The 23,186-nt window shown below is 70.4% G+C and carries 14 protein-coding genes; 5 read left to right on the top strand and 9 right to left on the bottom strand.

All coding sequences use genetic code 11. The annotated features are described in order from the left end of the window. Positions 1–12: 12 nt before the first annotated feature. The 5 genes from ACT3UF_RS02930 to ACT3UF_RS02910 are packed head-to-tail and all read right to left on the bottom strand — an operon-like array spanning position 13 to position 6,401. The gene (locus ACT3UF_RS02930; RefSeq protein WP_441443683.1) at positions 13–801 is read right to left on the bottom strand and encodes an ABC transporter ATP-binding protein; all 789 of its coding nucleotides are present in this window, start codon (positions 799–801) and stop codon (positions 13–15) included. Beyond that, positions 801–1,637, bottom strand: coding sequence for an ABC transporter permease (locus ACT3UF_RS02925; protein ID WP_441443684.1), 837 nt, complete (start codon positions 1,635–1,637; stop codon positions 801–803). Before ACT3UF_RS02925 ends, ACT3UF_RS02930 begins: the two co-directional genes overlap by 1 nt. After that, positions 1,634–2,947 (bottom strand): CDP-glycerol glycerophosphotransferase family protein, encoded by a 1,314-nt coding sequence (locus ACT3UF_RS02920; RefSeq protein WP_441443685.1) that lies wholly within the window; start codon positions 2,945–2,947, stop codon positions 1,634–1,636. The genes ACT3UF_RS02925 and ACT3UF_RS02920 overlap by 4 nt, the downstream gene beginning before the upstream one ends. Next, complete coding sequence (locus ACT3UF_RS02915) at positions 2,923–4,680, bottom strand: glycosyltransferase (RefSeq protein ID WP_444608001.1); 1,758 nt, start codon at positions 4,678–4,680, stop codon at positions 2,923–2,925. Before ACT3UF_RS02915 ends, ACT3UF_RS02920 begins: the two co-directional genes overlap by 25 nt. Further along, positions 4,677–6,401 (bottom strand): Stealth CR1 domain-containing protein, encoded by a 1,725-nt coding sequence (locus ACT3UF_RS02910; RefSeq protein ID WP_441443687.1) that lies wholly within the window; start codon positions 6,399–6,401, stop codon positions 4,677–4,679. The genes ACT3UF_RS02915 and ACT3UF_RS02910 overlap by 4 nt, the downstream gene beginning before the upstream one ends. 193 nt (positions 6,402–6,594) lie before the next feature. On the opposite strand from ACT3UF_RS02910, the gene ACT3UF_RS02905 reads away from it, so the two are divergent. From ACT3UF_RS02905 to ACT3UF_RS02890, 4 genes are all read left to right on the top strand, one after another. Beyond that, the gene (locus tag ACT3UF_RS02905; RefSeq protein WP_442331780.1) at positions 6,595–8,139 is read left to right on the top strand and encodes a stealth conserved region 3 domain-containing protein; all 1,545 of its coding nucleotides are present in this window, start codon (positions 6,595–6,597) and stop codon (positions 8,137–8,139) included. A gap of 886 nt (positions 8,140–9,025) precedes the next feature. Then, positions 9,026–11,770, top strand: coding sequence for a Stealth CR1 domain-containing protein (locus tag ACT3UF_RS02900; RefSeq protein WP_441443689.1), 2,745 nt, complete (start codon positions 9,026–9,028; stop codon positions 11,768–11,770). A 65-nt stretch (positions 11,771–11,835) separates the two neighbouring features. Further along, positions 11,836–15,243, top strand: a complete 3,408-nt coding sequence (locus ACT3UF_RS02895; RefSeq protein ID WP_441443690.1) for an ATP-binding protein — start codon at positions 11,836–11,838, stop codon at positions 15,241–15,243. Positions 15,244–15,464: 221 nt separating this feature from the next. Then, positions 15,465–15,977 (top strand): hypothetical protein, encoded by a 513-nt coding sequence (locus ACT3UF_RS02890; RefSeq protein WP_441443691.1) that lies wholly within the window; start codon positions 15,465–15,467, stop codon positions 15,975–15,977. Here the strand turns inward: ACT3UF_RS02890 and ACT3UF_RS02885 are convergent. Beyond that, the gene (locus ACT3UF_RS02885; protein ID WP_441443692.1) at positions 15,940–17,490 is read right to left on the bottom strand and encodes a maltokinase N-terminal cap-like domain-containing protein; all 1,551 of its coding nucleotides are present in this window, start codon (positions 17,488–17,490) and stop codon (positions 15,940–15,942) included. The genes ACT3UF_RS02890 and ACT3UF_RS02885 overlap by 38 nt on opposite strands. Positions 17,491–17,566: 76 nt before the next feature. Between ACT3UF_RS02885 and ACT3UF_RS02880 the strand changes: the two genes are divergently transcribed. Beyond that, positions 17,567–19,531 (top strand): Ig-like domain-containing protein, encoded by a 1,965-nt coding sequence (locus ACT3UF_RS02880; RefSeq protein WP_442331782.1) that lies wholly within the window; start codon positions 17,567–17,569, stop codon positions 19,529–19,531. Between the two features lie 69 nt (positions 19,532–19,600). Here ACT3UF_RS02880 and ACT3UF_RS02875 read toward each other — a convergent pair whose 3' ends face one another. The 3 genes from ACT3UF_RS02875 to ACT3UF_RS02865 form a co-directional block, all read right to left on the bottom strand. Then, positions 19,601–20,206 (bottom strand): LytR C-terminal domain-containing protein, encoded by a 606-nt coding sequence (locus tag ACT3UF_RS02875; RefSeq protein WP_441443694.1) that lies wholly within the window; start codon positions 20,204–20,206, stop codon positions 19,601–19,603. A 1-nt stretch (position 20,207) separates the two neighbouring features. After that, entirely contained in the window at positions 20,208–21,617 is a 1,410-nt protein-coding gene (locus tag ACT3UF_RS02870; RefSeq protein ID WP_441443695.1) for a beta-N-acetylhexosaminidase, read from the bottom strand. A gap of 208 nt (positions 21,618–21,825) precedes the next feature. After that, the gene (locus tag ACT3UF_RS02865) at positions 21,826–22,923 is read right to left on the bottom strand and encodes a C40 family peptidase (RefSeq protein WP_444608000.1); all 1,098 of its coding nucleotides are present in this window, start codon (positions 22,921–22,923) and stop codon (positions 21,826–21,828) included. Positions 22,924–23,186 lie beyond the last annotated feature (263 nt).

Genomic DNA, 23,186 nt, shown 5'->3' with positions numbered 1-23,186 from the left:
CTCATCGCCGACTCAGGATTCCTTCTCGTAGGCGGTGAGCACCTCGCGGATCGGTCCGTCCTGGACCAGCTGTCCCTGGCGCAGGTAGAGCCCTCGGGTGCAGAAGCGGCGCAGGTCGTTGTCCTTGTGGGAGACCAGGAAGAGGGTGCGGTTCGCGGCCAGCAGCTCCTCGATCCGCATGTAGCACTTGGTGCGGAAGGCCTTGTCGCCGACCGCGAGCACCTCGTCGACCAGGATGATCGGCTCATCGAGCTGCGAGATCACGGAGAACGCGAGCCGGACCTTCATCCCGGAGGAGAAGTGCCGGAACGGCGTGTCCAGGAACTTCTCCATCTCCGCGAAGTCGACGATCTCGTCGAACTTCGCCGCGATGGTCTCCTTCCGCATCCCGTGCAGGCCGGCGGCGAGATGGATGTTCTCCCGCCCGGTGAGGTCCGGGGCGAAACCGCCGGTGATCTCGATCAGCGGTGCCACGCCGCCGGTCACCGAGACCCGGCCCGCATCGGGCAGCAGCACCCCCGCCACCACCTTCAGCAGCGTGGACTTGCCCTGCCCGTTGCGGCCCACGACGCCGACCGCCTCGCCCTGACCCACCTCGAAGGAGATGTCCTTGAGGCCCCAGAAGGCGTCGCCGTCGGGGCCCTTGTCGCGGCGGAAGAGCATCGAGCGCAGGCTCAGGTCGCGACGCTTGCGGGAGAACTCGACTCCCACCCCGTCCAGCGAGATCACGGGGGCGGCAGGGCTCCCGGCGGGCCCCCCGGTGGGGGAGTCGGCAGCGGGGAGAATGTTCGTGTCGTTCATCAGACCTCCTTCAGCACCTGACGCTCCATGCGACCGAACACCGTCCAGCCGATCACCAGAATGGCGGCAGAGATGGTGGCGGCCACGAGGATCGCGTCCCAGTGCACCGGACCGGGGAAGAGCCCGGCGCGATAGCACTCCAGGATCCCGGTGAGCGGATTGAACTTGTAGAGCCCGACGACCACCGGCGGCAGTGACGTGACCACCACGTCGTTCAGGCTGTAGATGATCGGGGAGGCGTAGAACAGCGCACGCGTGGCCACCCGGATCAGCGGCTCCACGTCCCGCACCAGCATGGTGATCGGGGAGAACAGGAGGGCGAGTCCCAGCAGCAGCATCAGCTGGATCAGGATGCCGACGGGGAAGAGCACCAGCTGCAGATCGAACTGCGGCCGGTAGAACACCGCGAAGACGGCGAGCACCGGGATCGACAGCAGGAACTCCACGCCCTTCGCGCCGGTGCTGCGCAGCACCCAGATCTGGCGCGGCAGGGAGGTCGAGGCGATCAGCCGCCGCTGGGAGGCCAGCGACTGGATGCCCTCGTTGATCCCGTTGGTGAACCACATGAACGGCAGCAGCCCGGAGAGCAGGAAGATGATGTACGGCTCCGCGCCCACCGTGCGATGGAAGATCACCGTGAACACGAACCAGTAGATCGAGCCCATCATCAGCGGCTCGAGCACGGTCCAGACATAGCCGAGCATCGAATCGGCGTAGCGCAGCTTGAGGTCGCGCCGGATCAGCACCGCGAGGATCTTCCGGGTGCGCACCAGCTCCCGGAGGGTCTGCGCGGTCGAGGTGCGGGTCCCGGCGGTGTAGGGGACGGGCCGGCTCACGGGGTCGTGACCCGGCTGCTCGGAGCGGACGGCGCCTCGTCCGTCGGCGGAGCGGGAGCGGGCGGGTCGGGCGGGCTCGGATCGGGCCCGCCGATCCGCGCCCACTGCTCGTCCCGCTGCGCTGCGAGGTCGCGGCAGGTGGTGAGGAAGCGGTCGAGGGACGCCCCCGGGGTGGTGTCCCCGAGGTAGTACTCGCTCAGGCGCAGTCGCTCCTCACGGCCCGGATCGCGGGAGATCGCCTCCATGGCGAGCCGCCCGGCGGCCGACGCCTCCTGAACGGTGAGACGGGGGAGCACATCGAGCATCCGGGTACCGGCCTCCTGAGCAGTTCCTTCGGCGGGGGTGGTGATGATCAGCGGCTTGCCGGTGGCGAGCCAGTCGTTCGCGACGGCGGAGACGTCGCAGATCAGCAGATCCGCCTCCGCGACGTCGAGCGACAGCGGGCGGTCGTCGGAGATGGTGTGCCCGCCCTCGGCGAGCAGCTCCCGCACCGTCCGGTCCGCTTCGCCGAACTCCGGCACCCGCACCCCGGTCAGCGGATGGGGGCGATAGATGATCCGGGCCCCCTCCTCCTGCACGGCGCGCAGCAGCGTCTCGGCGTGGGTGCGCAGCGAGCTGTAGGCGACAGAGGCCTGGCCGCCCTCCCAGGTGGGCGCGTAGAGCACGACCGGTCGTTCATCCCGGCGCTCCGGGACGGCGACCGCCTCCCGGTCGGTGTCCAGGGCGGGGCGGCCGACGGGGAGGCAGCGGGCGGCGGCGTCGAACAGGGAGGTGTACCGCGCATAGCGGTCGATCGCCGCCTGCCCCGCCACGAAGGAGTAGTCGTAGGCCTTCACCTGGTTGGAGACCGAGACGCCCTTGTCCGAGTCCCCGTGCAGCAGGGACACGTGGATGACCGATCGGGAGCGCAGCGGCGCCGTGTTCATCGGGTTGTAGTTCACGTACAGGATCAGCTTGGTGTCGCTGCGGGCGATCAGCCCGTCGAGGGTGGCGTCCAGGGCGACCGTCACCACCGGCATGTCCATCTCGTCCCGCAGCACCTCCGCGACCCGGGAGTCCATGCACACCACGGTCACGCCCAGCTCCGCATGGAGTGCTCGGAGCGGGCCGTACCAGCCGCGCAGCTGGTAGATGCTCTCTATGGTGTCGGCGAAGTAGACGATGACGTCGCCGTGCAGGGACTGGTCCTGGAGGTCCTCGTCGTCGCCGAGGCCGTCGGGCATTCCGCCGGGCAGCAGGTGGTAGCGGCGCAGGAGCCGCCCGCCCATGCTGCGCAGTCGGCGGTTCAGGGTGTTCTCTCGAGGCTGCAAGGCCTGCTCCCTTCGCGGGGCGAGGTGGTCGGGTCGGTGCAGTCGAACAGCTGCGACCAGGCCTGGGTGGTGGTGGTCAGGGGCAGGGCACGGCGATAGCTGCGGCGCAGGGGCCCCCAGCGCAAGGCCATCCGCAGGTGGCGCCGCGCCGTGCCGAGCAGGAGGCGGCGTCCTGTCGAGCCGCGCACCGGGTGGGCCATCAGGGCCCGGCCGGTCGCGTCGGTGATCACGATCGCGTCCGCCCCGAGGGCGGTGCGCCAGGTCAGGCGGTCCTCCCGCACACCCATCACCAGGCGCGGCGGCCGGTCCGGGCGCAGCAGGCGCAGCGTCGCGCGGGTGAGGGCGCGCAGCAGCGGCAGCGGGCGGTGGCGGGTGATCGCGAGGGGCTCGGCTGCGCGATCGGCATCCGTCCGGGCCGTCCAGTCGGCGCCCGCCTGCGTCGTCCAGTCGGCACCCGCCTGCATCGTCCACTCGGCGATCACTTTCCCGCCGTCGGCCCGGGCCCGTGCGAGGTCCCGTCCGAGCCAGGAGTCGGGGCCGGCGAGGAAGGACCCGATGCCGTCGTCCCACAGCGCGGTGGTCAGGTGCAGCCCGGAGAGGATGTGCTTGCCCTGGTGCAGCAGGGAGGAGGCGATCACGCCGCGGCCGGAGCCGTGCGCGGCGGCGGTCGCCAGCCGGTTGCGGTGCAGCACCCGTGCGGTCCAGGTCATCTGGGTGCGGTACATGGTCCAGGGCGGGTGATGGACGCTGGTCCCGGGCAGCACCACGTGGTGGTACCCGTGCTCGGTGGCCCGCAGCCCGTACTCGGCGTCGTCCCATTTCAGGAAGTAGGGGGCCGGCAGTCCCAGCTCCGCTGCCGTGCCGGGCGGGAACAGGGTCGCCCACCAGCCGGTGTAGTTGGCCTCGCCATGGGCGCGCAGGAAGCTCCACTGCTCGGGGGTGGTGCCCGACAGCTCGACGGGCCGCCGGATGCCGTCCGTGGCATGCCACTGGAAGTCCCCGCCCCGCACCGCCTCCGACACGGCGATCAGGCGGTCCGGCTGCTCGGAGGAGAACAGCGGGGTGCCCAGGATGGTGGGGACCGCGCACAGCGCCTGGAAGGTGACCATGCGGCGCAGGGACTCCTCGGACAGCACCGCATCATCGTCGGAGAACAGCACCGCGTGGCCGGGGGAGGCGGCGGCCTCGAGCATCCCGCGGGCATAGCCGCCGGAACCACCGAGGTTCGGCTGGGTGATCAGCCGGATCTCCGGCCGCTCGGCGAGCAGCCGGGTGACGGCGGGCAGCTGGGCGAGGGTGTGGCCCTGATCGACGACGATCACCTCATCGACGCAGTGCATCCGGGCGAAGCGCTCGGCCTGGGTGATCGCATCCTGCTCGCGGCCCCGGGTGGGCATCACCACCGTGACGGGCGGCAGCTCGACCGCACGCTCGACGCTCCAGGTGACGGTGCCGACCGGCCCCTCGATCCAGAGCCACTGCGGCCCTCGGGCGGAGAGCCGCACCTGGTGGCCGCCGACGATATCGACGGCGAGCGGCCAGCGCTGCCCGGAACGGGCCGCCCACAGGGTGGCGGGCCCGCCCTCGAACTCGAGGGTCACCGCCGCATCGCCCAGCACGGTCCGCCAGACCGAGGCCGGCAATGCCTGCCCCCAGAGGGGAGCGCCGGCGGCGGCGGAATCGGGAGCCCGCCAGGTGCCCAGGATCAGGGAAGCGCGGTGGGCCGTGCTCATGCCCGCCCCGGGATCTCGAAGGAGCTGGCATCGGGGAAGCGGCGCCGCAGGAAGGCGCGCACCTGGGCGTCGATCACCGCAGCATCGAGCTCCTGGGTGGACTCGTTGAGGCAGAAGGTCTCCAGCACGTCCCGGTCCTGCTCGAGGCCGGCCAGCCGCTCGGCCGCGTCGGGAGCGCCGACGTTCACGTAGCGGTAGCGGATGCCGCGGGTGACCGCACGCCCGGTGGCGTGGGCGTAGTTCATGTGCAGGGCGCCGGAGAGCGTCACGTCGTCGATGCGGCGGAACTGGGCGTCGCGGGTCGCGGCGACGACCTCCGGCCAGCGCTCCTCGATCTCCTGCGAGATCGTGCGGCGCAGGGCGAACGGGGTGTGGAAGAGCTTGCGGGAGACCCGCTTCCCGGTCGCCTCGTGCACGAGCGCCCGGGCGTTCTTCCCGGCGGAGTCGGAGGCGGGCTCTCCCTGGGCCGGCGCGCCGGGGGCGACATGCGCGCGGGACATGTACATCGACGCGATCCCGTTGGGGTTGAAGAAGAGCTCGGGGGCGACGGGGGAGGAGAGGAAGACGTCGTCGTTGAAGTACAGGAAGTGCTCGCTGAGCCCTTCGATCCGGTGCAGGTTCGCCTCGATCGCCTGCGAGTTGAAGGTCGGCAGCCTGGTCCCAGCCGGAGCGATGTCCGCGTGGTCGACGACCGTGAGCCGCGGATGGTCCGTTCGCAGCCAGGTGGGGCGCTGGCGGTCCGTGACCAGGTAGACGTGGCGCACCCACGGTGCGTACTGCTCGAGGGAGCGCAGGGAATGGCGCAGCTCATCGTGCGCCACGAAGCGTAGATCGGCGGCGGCATGCTCGGTCATCCCGTGCCCCGTATCGGCCTCGAGGGCCGTGCGCTTGCGGGCCAGCCAGTCCGGGTCGGTGCCGTCGACCCAGGTGTAGACCACGTCGATCGGGAAGCCGACCTCGAGCAGCGCGGTCTGCTGCAGCGGGGCGAGCGCGTCCTGCGCGGTGGTCCCGAGTGCGGGCGAGGGGGTCGCCGAGGGGACGCCGGGCGGGGCGGGGAGGTCTGCTGCCGCCGTCGCCGGCTGGAAGGCCTCCTCCTCGAGGAGCTCCGTGAACTTGTTCCAGACGGCGGCAGTGAAGCGGCCGCCGTCGGCCCGGTCCCAGCGCTCGAGGCGCACGGCCGTCTCGAAGCCGTAGCGGGCGATGACGCGGCCCTCGTGGAGCGTGACGGCGGGGGCCAGGAGATGGAGGGTGGAGGCGCCCTCGACATCTTCGGTGGGGGGTGCGGCGCTGTAGACGGCGCAGCCCGCGGCAGCATCACCGCTGCCCAGCAGCACGTGGTCGAGATCGCGGGTGAGGACCGCGGCCGCGCGCCCCCAGTCCTCCCGGCGCACGCCCAGCACAGCGGAGGCGGCAGTGGGCGACCGGACGGCGACCGCGGTGATCCCTTCCGCGCCGAGGGCCTCTCGCACGTGCCCCAGCAGCTCGTGCGCGTGCTCCTGTGAGGAGCGCAGGGGGACTGCCCGCACCGGAAGGTCTCGCGCACGGAAGGGAAGAGGGGCGTCCAGCACGGCTCGTGCGGCGCTCCCTGAGGCGGAGCTCTCTGACAAGGTGAGCGCGCTGTCGAGGGTGCGCATCCGCCGCTTCGTCCGATCGCGACGGGCTGTCTCCGCCACCAGGCTCTCCAGGTGGCGAATACGGCGCCAGACGGTGCGCAGCGGCATGGCCTGGTGGGCTCCCTCCGGGACGGGGACAGGGACGATGGCGTCATCAGCGCATAGGGACGAGCTGCCGGACGACGACGCCGTCCAAGGGTCAGAACCCGAGAACGGCGAGTTTCCGGACTATAGCAATGTGAACCGCCGATGAACGCGAGGTGTACTGCGATGGGCGCGTCTGACCGTACACTCGGCGACTGTGGGAGAGACCCGGCGCATCGCAGCGAAACTGCATCGAGGGGATGTGGTCCGTCAGCTGAGGCTGTCGGGCCGTGGCCTCCTGCCCGCGGCAGCGCCGGGGAACGTCTGGACAGGCCTGCGCGCGCGGCCGCGCCAGGCCCGCCTGGTCGCCGCCCCGGACCTGCACCGACTTCGCGGCGAGCTGCTGGAGGGCGTGCTCGCGACGATCTCCCCGATCGTGCCTCTCCTCGCCCCTCCCGTCCCGCGCCATCCGTGGCGACTCGCCATCCGCGCGCAGGACGCAGCCGCCCTGCTCGACGCGCTGCAGGATCTGCCGCCGCACTGGGAGGTCACGCCCGCCCGCAACGGCAGGTCAGTGGCCCTGCGAGAACGGTTCGCCGTCGCCGGCCGCGAGCTGGAGCGCACGGCCGACCTCGAGCTGAGGGTGGATGTGCTGCGGCGGGAGGGGGAGACGCACCGCGGCGCCGCCCCCGGCACCCCGGGAAGGATCCCCGCCGCGACCTGGGAGGAGATGGCTCTCGAGAGCCTCTCGGCCTCACATCGCGAGCCGGGTCCTCCCGCGATCAGGGGACCGATCGACGTGGTCTACACCTGGGTCGACGGCGGCGATGCGGGATGGCGGGCGCGTCGCGACGCCGCGCTGGCGGCGACAGCGGGCGTGGACGGCACGACCGCCCGGCACCCCTCGGCGAGCGACGAGGGCCGGTTCGAGAACTCCGATGAGCTGCGCTACTCCCTGCGCTCTCTGCACCGCTGCGCGAACTGGGTGCGCCGCATCCACCTGGTCACCGACGGCCAGGTCCCGGACTGGCTGCGTCCGGACGACCCGCGGATCCAGGTCGTGGATCACCGTGAGCTGCTCGGCGGCAGCCGGTTCAACTCCCATGCGATCGAATCAGCGCTGCACCGCATCCCCGACCTCACCGAGCACTACCTCTACCTCAACGATGACGTGCTCTTCGGCCGGATCGCGCACCCGGGCGACTTCTTCGCGGCGGAGGGGGTCGCCCGTTTCTTCCCCTCGGACCTGCCGATCGACCCCGGGCCCCCGACGCCCGCCGATCCACCGCTCATGGCGTCTGCCAAGAACGGTCGGGAGCTGCTGGCAGACCGCTTCGGGATCGAGGTGCGCACGAAGATCCGTCACACCGTCCATCCGCAGCTGCGCAGCATGGCCGCCCAGATCGAGGCGGAGAACCCCGAGGCGATCGCCCGGACCCGTGCGGCGCTGTTCCGTTCCCCGCAGGACCTCTCGGTGGCGTCCTCCCTCCATCACTGGTACGCGCATGCGCAGGGACGGTCCGTGCCGTCGACCCCGAACTACCTGTATCTCGACCTGTCGGCCCCGCATGCGCCACAGGCGCTCGACGCCCTGGGGTCGCTGCGCCGCTACGACACCTTCTGCCTGAACACCGAGGAGAGAGCACTGACCCCGACCATGCGCACCGAGCTGAGCAGCTTCCTGGAGAGGTACTACCCCGATCCCGCGCCATGGGAGCTGGTCGCCGGTGACGATCCTGTGGCCGAGGAAGGAGCTCGATGATCCGGCCGATGACCGCTGCGGGTCGCTTCCTCGGACGAGGCCGCCGTCCCGCTCGCGCCCTTTTACATCGAGCTCGGTCTGCAGTCCGTACGCTCTCGCAGGCGAAGACGGTCCCTCTTCAGATCACGCTCGATGGGCACGGTGTGCTCAATTGGCGCTCCACCGAAGCGGGCGTGCACGCGTTGCTGCTCGGAACTCGACGCGGAGGGCGACGGCTGGAGGTCACCGCTCTCGACACCAGCGGTCCACCGCACGGCCTGTTGCGGCTCGACCGACTCGCGCCGGGATCTCACCTCATCCGGGCGAGGACCGCTCGGGGCGTGCAACCGGTCGAGCTGCTCCCGGCAGGGGACGGCACTCGGAACGAGGCACGATCCTCGGACCTCGGCACCTGGTATTTGGAGCATGGACCGGCTCCACGACTCGTTCACCGAGCAGCCTCGGACGAGGAGCCGGGGATTCTCGCGCTCGATGCTGCGCACGGGATCGTGACACTCGAGGTAGGGCCGGCCCACACTTCCTGGGCCTTGACGCTGGAGCGGCGTGGGGGAGGGCGTGCGCTGCCGGTCGCGCCGCGGTCCGGATCGACGAGTGGGGCGCGTGTCTATCGACTGGGCGCTGCTCAATGGTGCGAGGCTGAACTTCCGACAACGGGCGAGACGACGGTCTGGGACGTCGTGCTTCGCGGTGACGGCGCACCTGAGGAGCGACTGCGCGCGGCGTGGCGCGGAAGCGGTCTCGAGAGCCCCCGTGTAGCGCTGCGCCTGCGAGCGGTCTTCTCGTACGCCGTGCCCGGGCGCCGCATCAAGATTCGACCCTATTGGACGAAGGATGATCATCTCGCGCTGGAGCTGACGTCCGCGCCGAGCATAGGAGGAGAGTCTGCATGAAGCTCACGTATGTGCTGACCACAGCGGACGCGCGAGCCGGGACGGAGAAGACGTTCGCGGACCAGACGCGGGCGATGGCCGCGCTCGGCCACGACATCGAGGTGCTGAGCCTCTACCGGCTGGCGGAGACCGGCTTCGACTTCGGGGACGGGACTCGTCTGACCTACCTGACGGATCTTGAGTCCCCGAAGGGGCCCCCCAGCCTGATCATCCCCGTCGAATGGGACAACCAATTCTGCGAAGCGACCGACCGCGCCTTGATGCAGCGGCTCGCGGCAGGCGATGCCGACGTCGTCATCACGTCGACGCCAGCACTCACCGTGCTCGCGCTGCTCGCCTGCCCCGGCTCCGTGCGTATCGTCCAGGAGGAACATCGCCCCTCGATGGGACGGGGCATCACCGCGGCTCCGCTCCTGCGCCACGGACCCAGGGTCGATGCCCTCGTCGTGCTCACGGAACGCAACGGCGAGTGGTTGCGGGAGCAGTGGGGGGATCGGGCGCCTCGGATCGAGGTGATCCCCAACGCGCTTCCTGCGACGGGCCGGCCGCTCAGCGGCGGACGGCAGAAGGTCGTGATGGGCGCCGGACGGCTCGTTCGGTCCAAAGGCTTCATCGATCTCATCCGTGCCTTCGGAGAGGTCGCCGATGAGCACCCCGACTGGCGGCTGCGGATCTTCGGCGACGGTCCTCAGCGCGGGGACCTCCTGCGCATGGCGAGGAACCTCGGCATCGCCGGTCAGGTCGAGTTGATGCCGCCGACGACGGACATCGAGGCGGAGTGGGCGCGTGCCTCCATCGGGGCTCTCGCCTCAAGCTACGAAGGCCTTCCCTTGGTGCTGCTCGAGGCGCGCGGGGCAGGCCTTCCGGTGGTCGCCTATGACTGCGAGACGGGTCCTCGGGAGATCATCGAGAACGGAGAGGACGGGTATCTCGTCCCGGTCGGCGACGTGGGCGGTTTCGCCTCGTCGCTGCGCCTGCTCATGACGGACGAAGCGCGTCGCGATGCCATGTCGCGCAATGCCGCTGAATCGATGCAACGCTTTGCGCCGGAGGTCGTCGCCGAGCAGTGGTCATCACTGTTCGAGGATCTCACGCGGGGTGGTATCGCGGTGCGTCGACGCGGTTCCGAGGCCGGCGCCTTGACGACAGGCGCAGGGGAGCGCGAGGGCACCGAAGAGCACATCTCGTCGGGGGGCTCGGAGTCGGAGCGTGACGGGGTGGCGCCCGAGGACGGCAGGGAGACGACGGGCAGCGAGACGACGGACGATGTCATCAGCGTCGCCGCTGAAGAGGTGCTTCCGCACCGAGCCCGCGAGAACAACCGTTCCGCCCTCGCTTCGCTTTTCTCCACCTGTGACGCGCGGAGCCGACCGCTTCGCTCTTCCCGTGGCCAGTCGTGGGCAGTTCCTGCGGCTGACCGCAGCCGGGTGCTCCAGCACCTGCTCGCGCATACCTCTGACAATGCAGCGCTCGAGGTCCGGTTGTATGCCGGAGCCATTCGCCTGGACGAGGACGGACGGACGTGGCGCCGGGACCCGGGAGCCCTCGACCTCTCGGGCGTCAGCCACGCCTATCTCTTCCATCATTACGAAGTGGGACGCTCCGGAGTGCACATCGGCTATGCCGCGGGGCTGACCATCGAATTCTGGGAGGAGGACGAACGACGCCCGGGCCTGCTGCGTGCCCGACAGGCGAATGACGAGATCGACGTCCTCGCTCACGAACAGTTCGACCTGCCGCTCTTCGAGCCATGGGAGCCCATGCGGCAGCGCCCGCTGTGGACATCGACAGAGTTCCCCATCGATGTGGTCTACACGTGGGTGGACGGCTCCGATCCGGCCTGGTGTCGGAAGCGTGCGGCCGTCGAGGCGGACGGCGCGCATCCGGTGGGATCCGGACCGATTCCGGAGGCAGACCTCGCTGCGGGCGAGATCCGGTTCCTGAACCGCGATGAGCTGCGGTTCTCGCTGAGGTCGCTCGCCGCTCACCTCCCGTGGGTCCGACGGGTCCATCTGGTGACGGATGCGCAGCGACCCGAGTGGCTCGTCGAGGATGATCGGCTCACGGTGGTGGACCACCGAGATCTGTTTCCGGACAGCTCCGTGCTCCCGGTGTTCAACTCCCATGCGATCGAGACCGTGCTGCACCGGATCCCCGGGCTCGCCGAACACTTCCTGTACCTGAACGACGACGGATTCTTCCTCCGCGAGCAGAAACCGCAGCAGTACTTCACGGCGGACGGGGCGGCGCGGTTCTTCCCGTCCCCGACCAAGATCAACGATCTCGGGGACCTTGCCGAGCCTCATGAGGCGGCCGCGATGAACAACCGGGCTCTGCTCGAGGAGCGCTTCGGCGTCACGATCACCCAGGGGATGCTGCATTCACCGCATCCCCATCGGCGCGGCTATCTGGAGGAGCTCACCCGGAGACATGCTCCAGAGATCGACCGCACCCGGTCGGCGCGATTTCGCAGCGGCACCGATGTCTCGCTGGTCTCCTCTCTCGCTCAGCACTCGGGCCACCTCGACGGCGTGTACGTTCACTCCGGGCTCCGGGTCTCCTTCGTCCCGCTGGGGGCCGAGGACTCCGCCACCCGGCTCACACGAGTGAACCCTGGCGGAACGGACTATCTGACGCTCGGTGAGGCAGGGGGCGATCCGGACCCCGAATTCACTGTGGAGATGATGACCAACTATCTGTCGAATCGCTTCCCCGTCCCGTCCCCATGGGAGCGCCACTGAGAGGGACCGGGCGCTCTTGACGGCAACCGGCATGGGAAGGCGCCCGGACTCGGTACCCTGACCGGGTGCCTTCGACGACTGAGACCGTGACCCCGCAGCGGCAGGATGGACTGGATCTGCCCGGCGTCCCGACCGAGCCCGCGCCCGCGGGGACGGTCACCGACCCCGACCACCCCCATCCGGGGCAGTGGCGGCTGGTCGCTGTCCAGGTCTCCAACTGGGGGACCTTCCACGGCACGCACGATCTGAAGATCTCGCCCAAGGGCTACTTCCTCACCGGCGGTCCGGGCACCGGCAAGTCGACCCTGCTGGACGCGATCAGCGCGCTGCTGACCCCGCCCCGCACCCTGCAGTTCAACGCCGCGGCCTCGGACGCCGGGCCGCAGCGCTCAAAGTACCGCCGCACCGTGGCCAGCTATGTGCGCGGCGCCTGGGCGATGCACTACGACCAGGCCACCGGGGAGTTCAGCCAGGAGGTGCTGCGGGAGAAGACCACCCTGTCGGTGCTGACCCTGCGCTACAGCGATGGCAAGGGCGGCACCGTCCAGCTCTCCCGCCTGCTCCTGCTGCATGCCGGTCATTCTGCGGACTCCGATGTCAAGAGCCTCTATGTCATCGCGCGGACTCCGCTGGATGTCACCGATCTGCGCCAGTTCGTCTCCACGCAGATCGAGGGCAAGGCGCTCGAAGCCGCCCATCCGGGCACCCAGACCTTCCGCCAGTTCCGCGAGTACCGCGCCGCGTTCAGCCAGCTGCTGGGGATCCCGGACGAGAAGGCGTTGGGCCTGCTGCACAAGATCCAGTCCGCCAAGGAGCTCGGCGACGTCAACGGGCTGCTGCGCGATTACATGCTCGATGCGCCGCGCACCTTCGAGCTGGCCGATCAGGCGCTCGCGAACTTCCACAACCTCTCCGAGGTGTACGAGGCACTGGTGACCGCGCGTGAGCAGCGGGACCTGCTGCGCGGCCTGCGCGGCAACCACGAGAACTGGACGGCGATGCGCTCGCGGGGCGGAGAGCTGGTGGACCGCCGGGCCGATATCGACGTCTTCGCCGCCCAGCATCTGGTGCGGCTGCTGGGAGACGAGACCGACCGGCTCCAGCTCGAACGCGACCGGCTCGCAGCGCAGCAGCGCCGTCTCAGCCAGGACGTCACCGAAGCCCGCTCCGACCTCGCCCAGCTCAAGGAGCAGCGCAAGCGCGCCGGCGGCGGCGAGATCGACGACTGGAAGCAGCAGATCGCGGGCCTCGAGGTCGAGCGCGAGCGGCGCCGCGAGCGGGGCACCGAGTTCGCCGCCCAGCTGGCGACCGTCGAGCTGCGCACCCCGGCGGGGGAGGACATGTTCCTGGCCCTGCAGCGTGAGGTGATGGCGCTGCGGGAGTCCCTCGAGACCGAGGAGAAGGGTGCCGACGCAGCCCGCTGGGAAGCTGAAGCGGCCGTCCGCGAGCTGGCGCAGACCCTCGCCCGCACCCGCGAGGAGCTCGCCTCCCTCACCTCCCGGGCTTCGAACCTCCATTCCGAGGACGTCGCCCTGCGCGACCACATCGCGGCTGAGGTGGGCATCTCGCCCGCCGAGCTGCCCTTCGCCGCCGAGCTGCTGCAGGTGCGCACCGGTGAGGAGGAGTGGACCGCCGCCGCCGAGCAGGCGCTGCGGGGCCTGGCCCGCTCCATCCTGGTCCCGGATCGGGTGTACCGAGAGGTCGCTGCGGTCATCGACCGCACGAAGCTGCGCCGTCGGATCTCCTACAACCGGGTCAACACCGACCTGCGCCGCCCGGCGAAGAACATCGACGAGCGCTCCCTCGCCGCGAAGCTCGACGTCAAGGACGGCGAGTTCCATGTGTGGCTCTCCCATGAGATCGCCTCCCGCATGGACTACACCTGCGCGGAGACCCTTGAGGAGTTCACCCGCCTGACCCGCGCGGTGCTGCGCTCGGGGCAGATCAAGCACTCCTCGACCCGGCACGAGAAGAACGCCGACCGGCAGATCAATGACCGCTCGCAGTGGGTCCTCGGCTTCGACAACCGAGCCAAGCGGGCGGTGTTCGAGTCCGAGCGCACCCGGGCTGAGCAGGCACTCTTCGAGGCCCAGGCCCGCCGCAAGGATGTCGAGGGCGAGCGGGAGCGACGCCAGGAGCGCCTCTACGCGCTCCAGCTGATCAGCGCGGTCACCTGGGACGACATCGACGCGGCGTCGGTGGCCCGGCGGGTGGCGAACCTGCGCGACATGGTGCGCGCCGCCGAGGACGGTTCCTCCGCGCTCACCGAGCTGGCTCACCAGATCGACGAGGTCGAGCGCTCCATCGCGGACAGCGACGAGGAGCTGCTGGAGGTGGTGCGCACCGCCGGCAAGCTCGCCGAGCAGGCGGAACGGGCCGATGAGCGCCTCGCCGAGGCGCGCGAGCGGGTCGCCGAATCCGCACTCGATCCCGAGGTCGAGCAGGAGCTGGCAGAACGCTTCGCCGCGATCGCCCCCACCCTCGTGCTGTCCACGATCGACCAGGTCACCAAGGACGCCTCCGCCACCCTCGACGCGGAGCTGATGGACCTCACCCGCCGCACCTCCCGCGCCGAGGAGGACATGCGCACCGCGATGCGCGAGTTCTCCCGCCGCTGGCCGGCCCGGGCCGGGGACACCGCGCCCACGCTCGAGGGGGCCGACGACTACCTCGCGATCCTGCAGCGGATCGAGGAGGAGAAGCTGCCCGAGGTCGAGGACCGCTTCTTCGAGTTCTTCACCGGCAACACCCTCGGCGACGTGCAGGCCCTCGCCACCGCGATCGCCCGTGAGCCCGCGGAGATCCGCAAGCGCCTGCAGCGGATCAACGCCCTGCTCGCGCAGGTCGAGTTCCACTCCGGCCGCTATCTGCAGCTGTCGATGCGCCCTGTGCACCTGGCAGCGCTGGACGAGTTCAAGCGTGCGCTCGAGGAGGCGGTGGCCGGCTCCGCACTGCATGACATCTCCCGCGACCGCGAGCTGGCCGAGGAGCGCTTCCTCTCGCTGCGGCACCTGATGGACATGATCGGCTCGGCCCGCACCCGCGACGACCAGGTCTCCCGGGTGATCCTCGATGTGCGCCGGCACGTGCACTTCCACGCCGAGGAGGTCGACGCCGAGGGCACGGTGGTCCACGCCCACGAATCCGGCGGTCCGCTCTCGGGCGGTCAGAACGAGCGGCTGGCCACCTTCTGCCTGGCGGCGGCTCTGCGCTACCAGCTGGCTGGTACCGGTCAGGAGGCGCCGCGCTACGCCCCGATCATCATCGACGAGGCCTTCTCCAAGGGCGCCGGCAAGTTCATCACCGCGGCCATGGAGTCCTTCCGTCACTTCGGCTTCCAGGTGATCCTCGCCAACCCTGGCAAGAACCCGCAGGCCCTGGCCCCGTTCATCGGCGGTGTGGGTGTGGTCTCGATCCGTCAGGATCGCTATTCCTCCGTGGCCCCGGTGGAGTTCGTGCCCGTCTCGGAGTGAGGGACGGGGCGGGGTCGATCTGGGCTGCTCGCGTCGACCGGGGTGCTGACCAGACGACGGGGCGGATCAACCCTCGTTACCATTCAGTAGCGTCTGAGTGCATGGGGAGTTCTCCCCATCGGCAGCGGGGCCCGGGATCGGTACCCTGGTCGCCAACCGTTCCAGTCCGGCGGTGCAATGGCACGTCGTCGCCGAGGCGGCACGACAGGGGAGGGTGGGCGATGATGTCAGCGCTCCCGGTGCACTCTTCGGACTCGATCCCGGGCCAGGACGAGACCCACGGACGGATCCACGAGCTGCTCAGCGCGGTCACCACCGCAGTGCTCGAGCAGCAGCCGGGGCTGATCACCTTCGGGGATCACCGTCCCCAGCGCGACCGCTCCTCCGGGAACTCCTGGCATGGCCTCCAGACTCTCTGCCACGTCAGTGCTCTGCTGACCAGCTCGGGCCTGCCGGAGGACTCCGCAGCCGCCGCCACGGAGCTGCTGGACGCCGCCGACACCATCGCCCGGTCCCGCGGCATGCGTCGCCGCTCCGAGCAGCAGGGATGCGGGATCATCGGGCGCACCTGGATCGATGCGACCGGGGATCTGCTCGAGGTGATCGTCGGGGTGCGGGTGGCCGTGCGCGCGATCAGCGCGCCGTTCCTGCCAGGCTCCCTGTCCCCGAGGGCCACCACCAGTCCGACCTCGGCGCTCAGCCCGCTGACCCCGCCTCCGCGCCTGGTGCGCTGATCCGCTCGAGCGCCGCCAGCGGGATCGGCAGCCAGTCGGGGCGGTTCCGCGCCTCGTACAGCGCCTCGTAGACGGCTTTGTCCGCCTCGAATGCGGCCAGCAGCACCGGTGCTGCGGAGTCCTCGCCATCCTCTCCCGCGGCCTGCGCATAGCCCTCGAGGAAGGCGGCGCGGGCGTCTGCTGCCCAGGCGGTGGCATCTGTCCCGTGCTCGGCGTGCACCGCTCCCACCACGTAGTCGAGGCTGCGCAGCATCCCCGCCACGTCCCGCAGCGGCGAGTCGGGAAGGTTGCGCTGGGCCAGCGGGCGCAGCGGCTCGCCCTCGAAGTCCACCAGCACCCAGCCCCGGTCGGGCACCAGCAGCACCTGGCCCAGGTGCAGGTCACCGTGGATGCGCTGCAGCGCGGGCCACGGCACCTCGGCGGCGGCCGCCAGCAGACTCGCGATCCGCTCATGATGGACGGCCACCTGGGGGACCTCGGCGGAGATCTCGGAGAGCCGCCTCCGCATCTGCTCGATGGTCTCCCGCACCAGGGAGTCATCTGCGGGAGTGGTGCCGAGCGAATCGGCGAGATCTCGGTGGACCTCCGCCACGGCGGCGCCCAGCTGGCGGGCGGCCTCCCGGAAGTCCTCTCCGGCGGCTGCCAGGCGCAGCGCCACCCGCCAGGCGTCCTCGACCCCGGGCAGGAACTCCTGGGCGAACAGGGAGTGGGTGCGGAGCCCCGCCACCGCCACCGTCGCGGATCCCACCATCGCCGGCACCCGTCGGCTGCCAGCGGCGGTCAGCGCACCCTGCAGCACCACGTCGGGGTTCTGACCGTCCTGGAGCACCCTGAACAGCTTGAGGATCAGCGGCGAGGCACCCTCCGTCTCGACGATCAGCGAGGTGTTGGACTGCTCCCCGGAGAGCAGGCGGCTGCGCATCGCGCGGCCCAGCGGGAGCGGGGCATCGGGGGCGGTGCGGTGGGAGGCGAGGCTCAGCGAAGGCCCGAGCGCGCCCTCCCCGGAGACCAGGGTCGCGATGATCGCCGCGCGGCCATCGGCATCTCGGGCGGCGTCATCCACCCGCAGCGGCCCGCCGGGCACCGCGAGCACCCCCACCTCGGATCCCTCGTCCCGCGCCCCGGAGGGCGCTCCGGGCCGTCGCAGCACCAACGGGACCTGATAGAGGGCTTCGGCGTCACGGGGGAGGGAGACTGCGACCGCGACCAGCGCCACCACGTGATCCGGAGCCACCCGCAGCGGCGCCCACCCGCGGATCGAGACCCGGGGGGCCCCGGCACCCTTGTGCGCGTACCAGCGCTGGGCCAGCATCCAGGCCGCCAGCTGCTCGGTGAGCTGCTCGAGCACCTCGCCCAGCGGCGGCAGCGCAGAGACGTCCAGCAACGGGGAGACGTCGAGCGGGGGAGAGCCGTCGAGCAGGGCAGAGCCGACGTCCTGCGCGGCGGCTCCTGAGCCGTCAGGTACCGCCTCGGCATCCGGAGCAGGAGAGGAGGTGGTGTGCGTCTCATCCATGCGCTCACTCTACGGTCGCGAGCCCGAGACCGCGCGGGATCACCGGGTTCCCGGCAGGCGTTGCTACCCTGGCCCGATGCCTGAGCTGTGGTCGCGTCGCCCCTCGCGCGCGCATCCGGGGATCCTGGTCGCGCGCGTCTCCGCGCTGTGCGCCGCCGGGATGCTCGCGCTCTCGACGGCGCTGCCCGCCGCCGCCCTGGGCGAGGACGGTCCGTTCGCCTTCCCGGCCGAGACCCGCACGCTGGACATGGTCCCTGGCGCGGTCACCCGGATCCCGCTGATCGCGCTGATCGAGGACGATCTCGAACCCCAGGTCTCTCTCGGATCGGCGCGCCTGGCCGTGCCCCAGGACGCCGATGAGGGGCTGCGCGCCCAGATGGCGCTGGGGGAGGACTCCCGGAGCATCGTGATCGCGGGGGAGGGCACCTGGACCCTGCTCGGCGATGACCTGGTGTTCCAGCCCCAGATCGGGGTCGACGCGCCGAGCACCCCGATCGCGCTGACCATCGGCGGCTTCCACGACAGCCGCTCGCTCCCGGTGGTCCTCACCCCGGAGGCTCTCGAGCTCGAGGAGGTCGGGGCGCACGGCTCGGCGGGGGTGCCGATCCGGATCGACGTCGAGGGATCCGTCCCGGCCGACGGGTCCGTGCGGCTCGAGCTGGCCGGGCTCCCGGCCGGTTCCACGGTGCTGTCCGACGGCAGCCGGGCCACCGTTCCCGATCAGGGCGTCTGGCAGCTCTCGGCCGACGGCGACGCGCTGACGCACACTCCGTCCGGGGTCGGGCTCGGCCGTCAGCTCGATCCGATCCGCTTCGTCGTCGAGGACGGGGAGGGGGCAGCGGTACGGGCGGGACAGGTGATGCTCACCGTGCCGATCATCTCCGACCTCAGCTGGTCCGCGCCCTATGGCGAGGACATCCTGTTCGTGGTGGGCGAGGGACAGCAGTTCGTGGACCCGTCGACCCTGCGCCTGCAGCCGCTGGGAGACCCGGCATCCTATGAGACCTCTGCGGATGGCGCGCGGGTGCTGGTGCCGGGAGAGGGCACCTGGGTGCTGGACCGGGCCGCGGCCACGGTGCGCTTCTCGCCGGAGAGTGCGGAGGTGCGCAAGACCGCGCCGATGGGGATCACCGGCGGTGACGGCGAAGGCGCGACGGCCGCGACCGCACTGCTCAGCACCGCCTATCCGATCCTGCTGTCGCGAGCCCAGGCCGGCCTGCCGGGGGAGCCGATCAGCTTCGACCTCGGCAGCGGGATCCGGGACGTCCGCTCCGACTCCCTGCAGTTCGATCCGGGGCTGATTCCCGAGCAGGCCCGGGTCTCGGCCGACGGCACCACGCTCACGATCCCCGGTCAGGGGATCTGGCAGATCGACGTGGCCTCCGGCATCGTGGTGATGACTCCCGAGGAAGGATTCGCCGGGGCGGCGATCCCGGTGGACGTCACCGCTCGAGGTGTCTACGCCGACAACCCGGTCGACGCCACCCTCGAGGCAGTCTTCTCCCCGGTCATCGCGACCCTGCGAGATGACGAGTCGCGCACCGCCCCGCAGTCTCCGGTCACCGTGGATGTGCTGGGCAACGACACCGCCGGCAGCAGCTCCCAGCCCCTGGTGCCGGAGTCGGTCCAGATCAGCTCGCTGGCGGCCACGAATCTCTCCCAGCTCGAGGAAAGTCGCGGCACGCGGCTGCTGATCCCCGGGGAGGGCGAGTACACCGTCGCGGGCAACGGCGCGGTGACCTTCGTTCCCGAGGAGGGGTTCACCGGCCGCACCACTGTGATCACCTACCACGTGGTCGACAGCGAGGGGATCCCGGTGCAGGCGAATCTGGTGATCGACGTGGATCCGGATCTCACTGCGGCAGCGGAGGCGGGGTCGGAGGTCAGCGGCATCAACAGCCTGCTGATCGGTCTGATGCCGTCCTCTCCGAGCACCGCGGCAGTGTTCGGCACCGTGGTGATGCTGCTGATCTTCGGCGGAGGGGTCAGCCTGTGGATCGGCATGCGCATGGAGGCCGACCGCCGCGCCTGGGAGGACTGAATTCCCGGGCCGACCGAGCGTCGGGACCGGGAGAGCAACCGCCTGGGCTGAGCCCGAGCGGCGATCCGCTCAGCAGCCTTCGGGCGTTTCCACCGGCTGCTCACGAGCTGCTGCGGCCGCCGACTCGTCCTCGAGACCGGTGAAGCCGTCACCGATCAGCAGAGCCACGGAGGTGCCTTCACGGGCCTCGTCCAGAAGCAGCTGGGATCCCTGGACCTGGATCCGGACCGACTGCGCGGCGAGGTACCCGGCGGGGCCGTGGACGATCGTGGCGGGACCGTTGGCCTTGCGGGTGTTGCCCGCGCTCTCGAGCGTGAAGCCGCGTGCGGCGAGGTCATCTGAGACCTCCCCGGCCAGTCCGCCGCGGGTGGTCCCGTTCAGCACCGTCACGGTGACCTCGCCAGGCGGCAGGGGGACCGCACCGGGCTCAGGGCAGACGAGGGCGACGGGATCCGGTCCGAAGGACTTCGGGGCGATCTGGCCCGGCTCGGCAGCAGGTTCCCGCAGCTCGCCGACGGCATAGACTCCGATCCCGATCAGCACCACTGCGAGGATCGAGAAGATCGTCAGCTGGGTCGCGCGCATCCTCCGGGTGCGGCGGAGGCGCTGGTCGCGGCGGCGGACGTCATCGGCGGAACGCCCGTAGGGGTGGGCATCGCGGTGGGAGGAGCTCATCTCAGTCCAAAGGGCGGTAGCGGATGCCGAAGGCGTCCAGGCGGGGGAGATGGGCACGCAGCCGCTCCTCGAACTCCTCCCAGCTCTGCTCCGGGGAGCCCCAGGCGCGCTCGGCGAGGGCGCACAGGCGGGGGAAGGCCATGTACTGGAAGCTCGCGGCATCGGGCAGGTATTCGGACCAGAGCTGGGCCTGGATGCCGAGCAGCAGCGCGCGCTTCTCCTCCGTGAGCCTGGCGGGCTCGAGCCGAGCGGTGTAGACGTTCTTGAGCGTGTTCGGGCGGCCCAGCGCCACCGGCTCGTCCTTCGGATCAGCCTGGTAGTAGTTCAGGTAGGTCTGATCGTGGGTGGAGATGATGGTCTGGAACCCACGGTCCACCGACGTCTTCACCCCGGCGGAATCGCGCCAGTTCATGATGATGGTGTCGTCGGGCAGGTGGGTCTCGAGCACCTCGTCCCAGGCGATCACCCGCTTGCCCTGCTCGCGCAGCACGTCCGAGGCGAACTGGGTGAAGTGGCCCTGGATCTCGGAGACCCGGGTCAGCCCCCATTCGTTGAGCCGGACGCGGGCGGCCGAGGAACGCTCCCACTCCACCCGCGGGCACTCGTCGCCGCCGATGTGCACATAGGGGGCGGGGAAGATCGCAGCGACCTGGCTCAGCACATCCCGCAGGAAGTCGAAGACGGTGTCGGAGACTCCCAGGACGTGATCGGAAATGCCCCACACCTCACGCACCCCGACCTGCTTCTCGGGGAAGTTCCCGAGCTCGGGGTACGCGGCGATCGCGGCCTGCATGTGTCCGGGCAGGTCCACCTCGGGAACGATCATGATGCCGCGCCGTCGCGCGTAGTCGACCAGTCCCTTCAGCTCGTCCTGAGTGTAGTGGCCGCCGTGGCGGGTCCCATCGAACGTCCAGGTCTCCTCCGGGCTCTGCATCGAGCCGACCAGGGTCTGCTCCCGCCAGCCACCGACCTCGGTGAGACGCGGGTAGCCCTTGATCTCGACGCGCCATCCCTGGTCATCGGTGAGATGGAGGTGCAGCACGTTCAGCCGGTGCAGGGCCATCGCATCGATGAAGGTCTCGATCTCCTCCACCGGGAGGAAATGACGGGCCACGTCGAGGTGGAGACCGCGCCAGGCGTACTTCGGATGATCCGAGATGGTCACGCAGGGAATCTCTCCGCCCGCGCCGGTCACGATCTGGGCGAAGGTGTTGCGGCCGTCGGCCAGCGCTGCCTCGCTGCCGGCGCTGAGCGCCGCGCCGGCCGGGGAGATCGACAGCGCATACTCCGTCGGTGCCAGGGAGTCGTTCAGACCGACGGACAGCCCCTCCCAGGGATCGTTCGTCGTCCACACGCCTTCCGACCACACGACGGACTGGGGCAGGGGGACGAGGGCGATGGGGTCGGACATGGACTCTCCTGGAACGACGACGGCGATCGTGGTCTGCACCAGTTTGCCACGGAGACCTGGCTCACGGCGCCATCCCATGGATGCACAGGGGCCCGGTCGGCGATGCCGACCGGGCCCCTTCACGTCGCCCTGCTCCTTCCCGAGGACGCTTTCGCGTCGAGCAGGCCGTCGTGGCCTTATATCCGTCTGCTGCCGACTGTGCGGATGCTCAGCGGTAGGTGACGAACACGTGCGGTGCGTTCCAGAGGGAGCGCTCGACGACCTGCTGGCGTGAGCCGGAGGCGTCGATGATCTTCCCGTTGCCCACATAGACGCCTATGTGGCCGTAGTTGTTGCCGGTGAAGGCGACGAGGTCGCCGGGCTTCGCCTCCGACTGGGAGATGATCCGGCCGCCGAAGGTGTAGCCCTTCGCCGTCTTGCGCGGCAGGTTCACCCCGGCCTGGTTGTAGGCGTGGTACACCAGCCCTGAGCAGTCGAAGCCGCTGGCCGGCGAGGAGCCGCCCCACTTGTACCGGGTCCCGATCTGGGCCCGAGCCGCGCTGATCACGGCCTGGCCGTTGATCGAGGTGCCGCTGCTGGAGCCGCGGTCCTCGTCACGGCTGCCCGCGTTGTCGGAGATGCGGACGTTGCTGCCCAGCGCGCTCCAGGTCTTGGGCCCGACCACGCCGTCCACGCCGATCCCGGCGGCGGACTGCAGCGAGCGCACTGCCGAGTAGGTGGCAGATCCGAAGACCCCGTCGGCCTTGACTGATGCGCCGGCGGAGCGGAGCTGGTTCTGCAGGGTGGTCACGGACGAGCCGCGATCACCGGAGCGGAGCTTGGGCTGCGAGCTGCCTGTGGACGGCTTCGCCGGCGCAGCAGCGGCACCCGTCAGGGAGCTCCAGGTCTTCGGCCCGACCACGCCGTCCACTCCGATCCCGGCGCCGGACTGCTGGCTCTCCACGGCCCGCAGGGTCGCGGATCCGAAGACGCCGTCGACCCCGATCGAGGCGCCGTGGGAGTTCAGCTGCTGCTGGAGGTAGCTCACGGCCGCGCCGCGAGCGCCGAGGCGCAGCTTGACGGAGGTGTACTGGGACTGGGACGCCGGGGCGACGCTCGGGGCGGTGGCGCGCACGGTCCCGAAGACGGGAGCGGCGGGTGCCTGGGCAGTGGCCGAGGCTCCACCGGCGAGTGCGGCGGTCGCGGAGACGGCGCCGATCACGGCGGCACCTCCGACACCCCGGCCCACCGGGGCGGCGAGGCCTCGGTAGTCGATCACGGCACGGCCGGCGGCCCGGTGCGTGCCTCGTGGAACTGTGCGGAACATCGTGGGGCAATCACTTTCTCCGTCGCCACGCAGAGATCCCGAGCGGCGGCGTGGACGGCGCGCGCGCGAGGCCTGCACCCGTCACCCAGGGAAGTGGAGGAAGCGACCGGGCCGGTGACGGGAAGGCGGCAGCCCGGTGAGCACCACCCGACCAGGGCGGTACCGTCCGCCACTGTATGTGCAGGTCATGCCGTGCCCACAGGGGAGTTTGCCTGCCAGCTTCAAGGCTTTTGCCAAGATTTTGCTAAAAACCATGAAATTGC

Origin of the sequence: Brachybacterium sp. AOP24-D1-21 (assembly GCF_052378665.1) — a bacterium.
Classification (GTDB): domain Bacteria; phylum Actinomycetota; class Actinomycetes; order Actinomycetales; family Dermabacteraceae; genus Brachybacterium.
The sequence above is the reverse complement of the archived record's forward strand: the minus strand, read 5'-3'. Positions and strand labels throughout refer to the sequence as shown.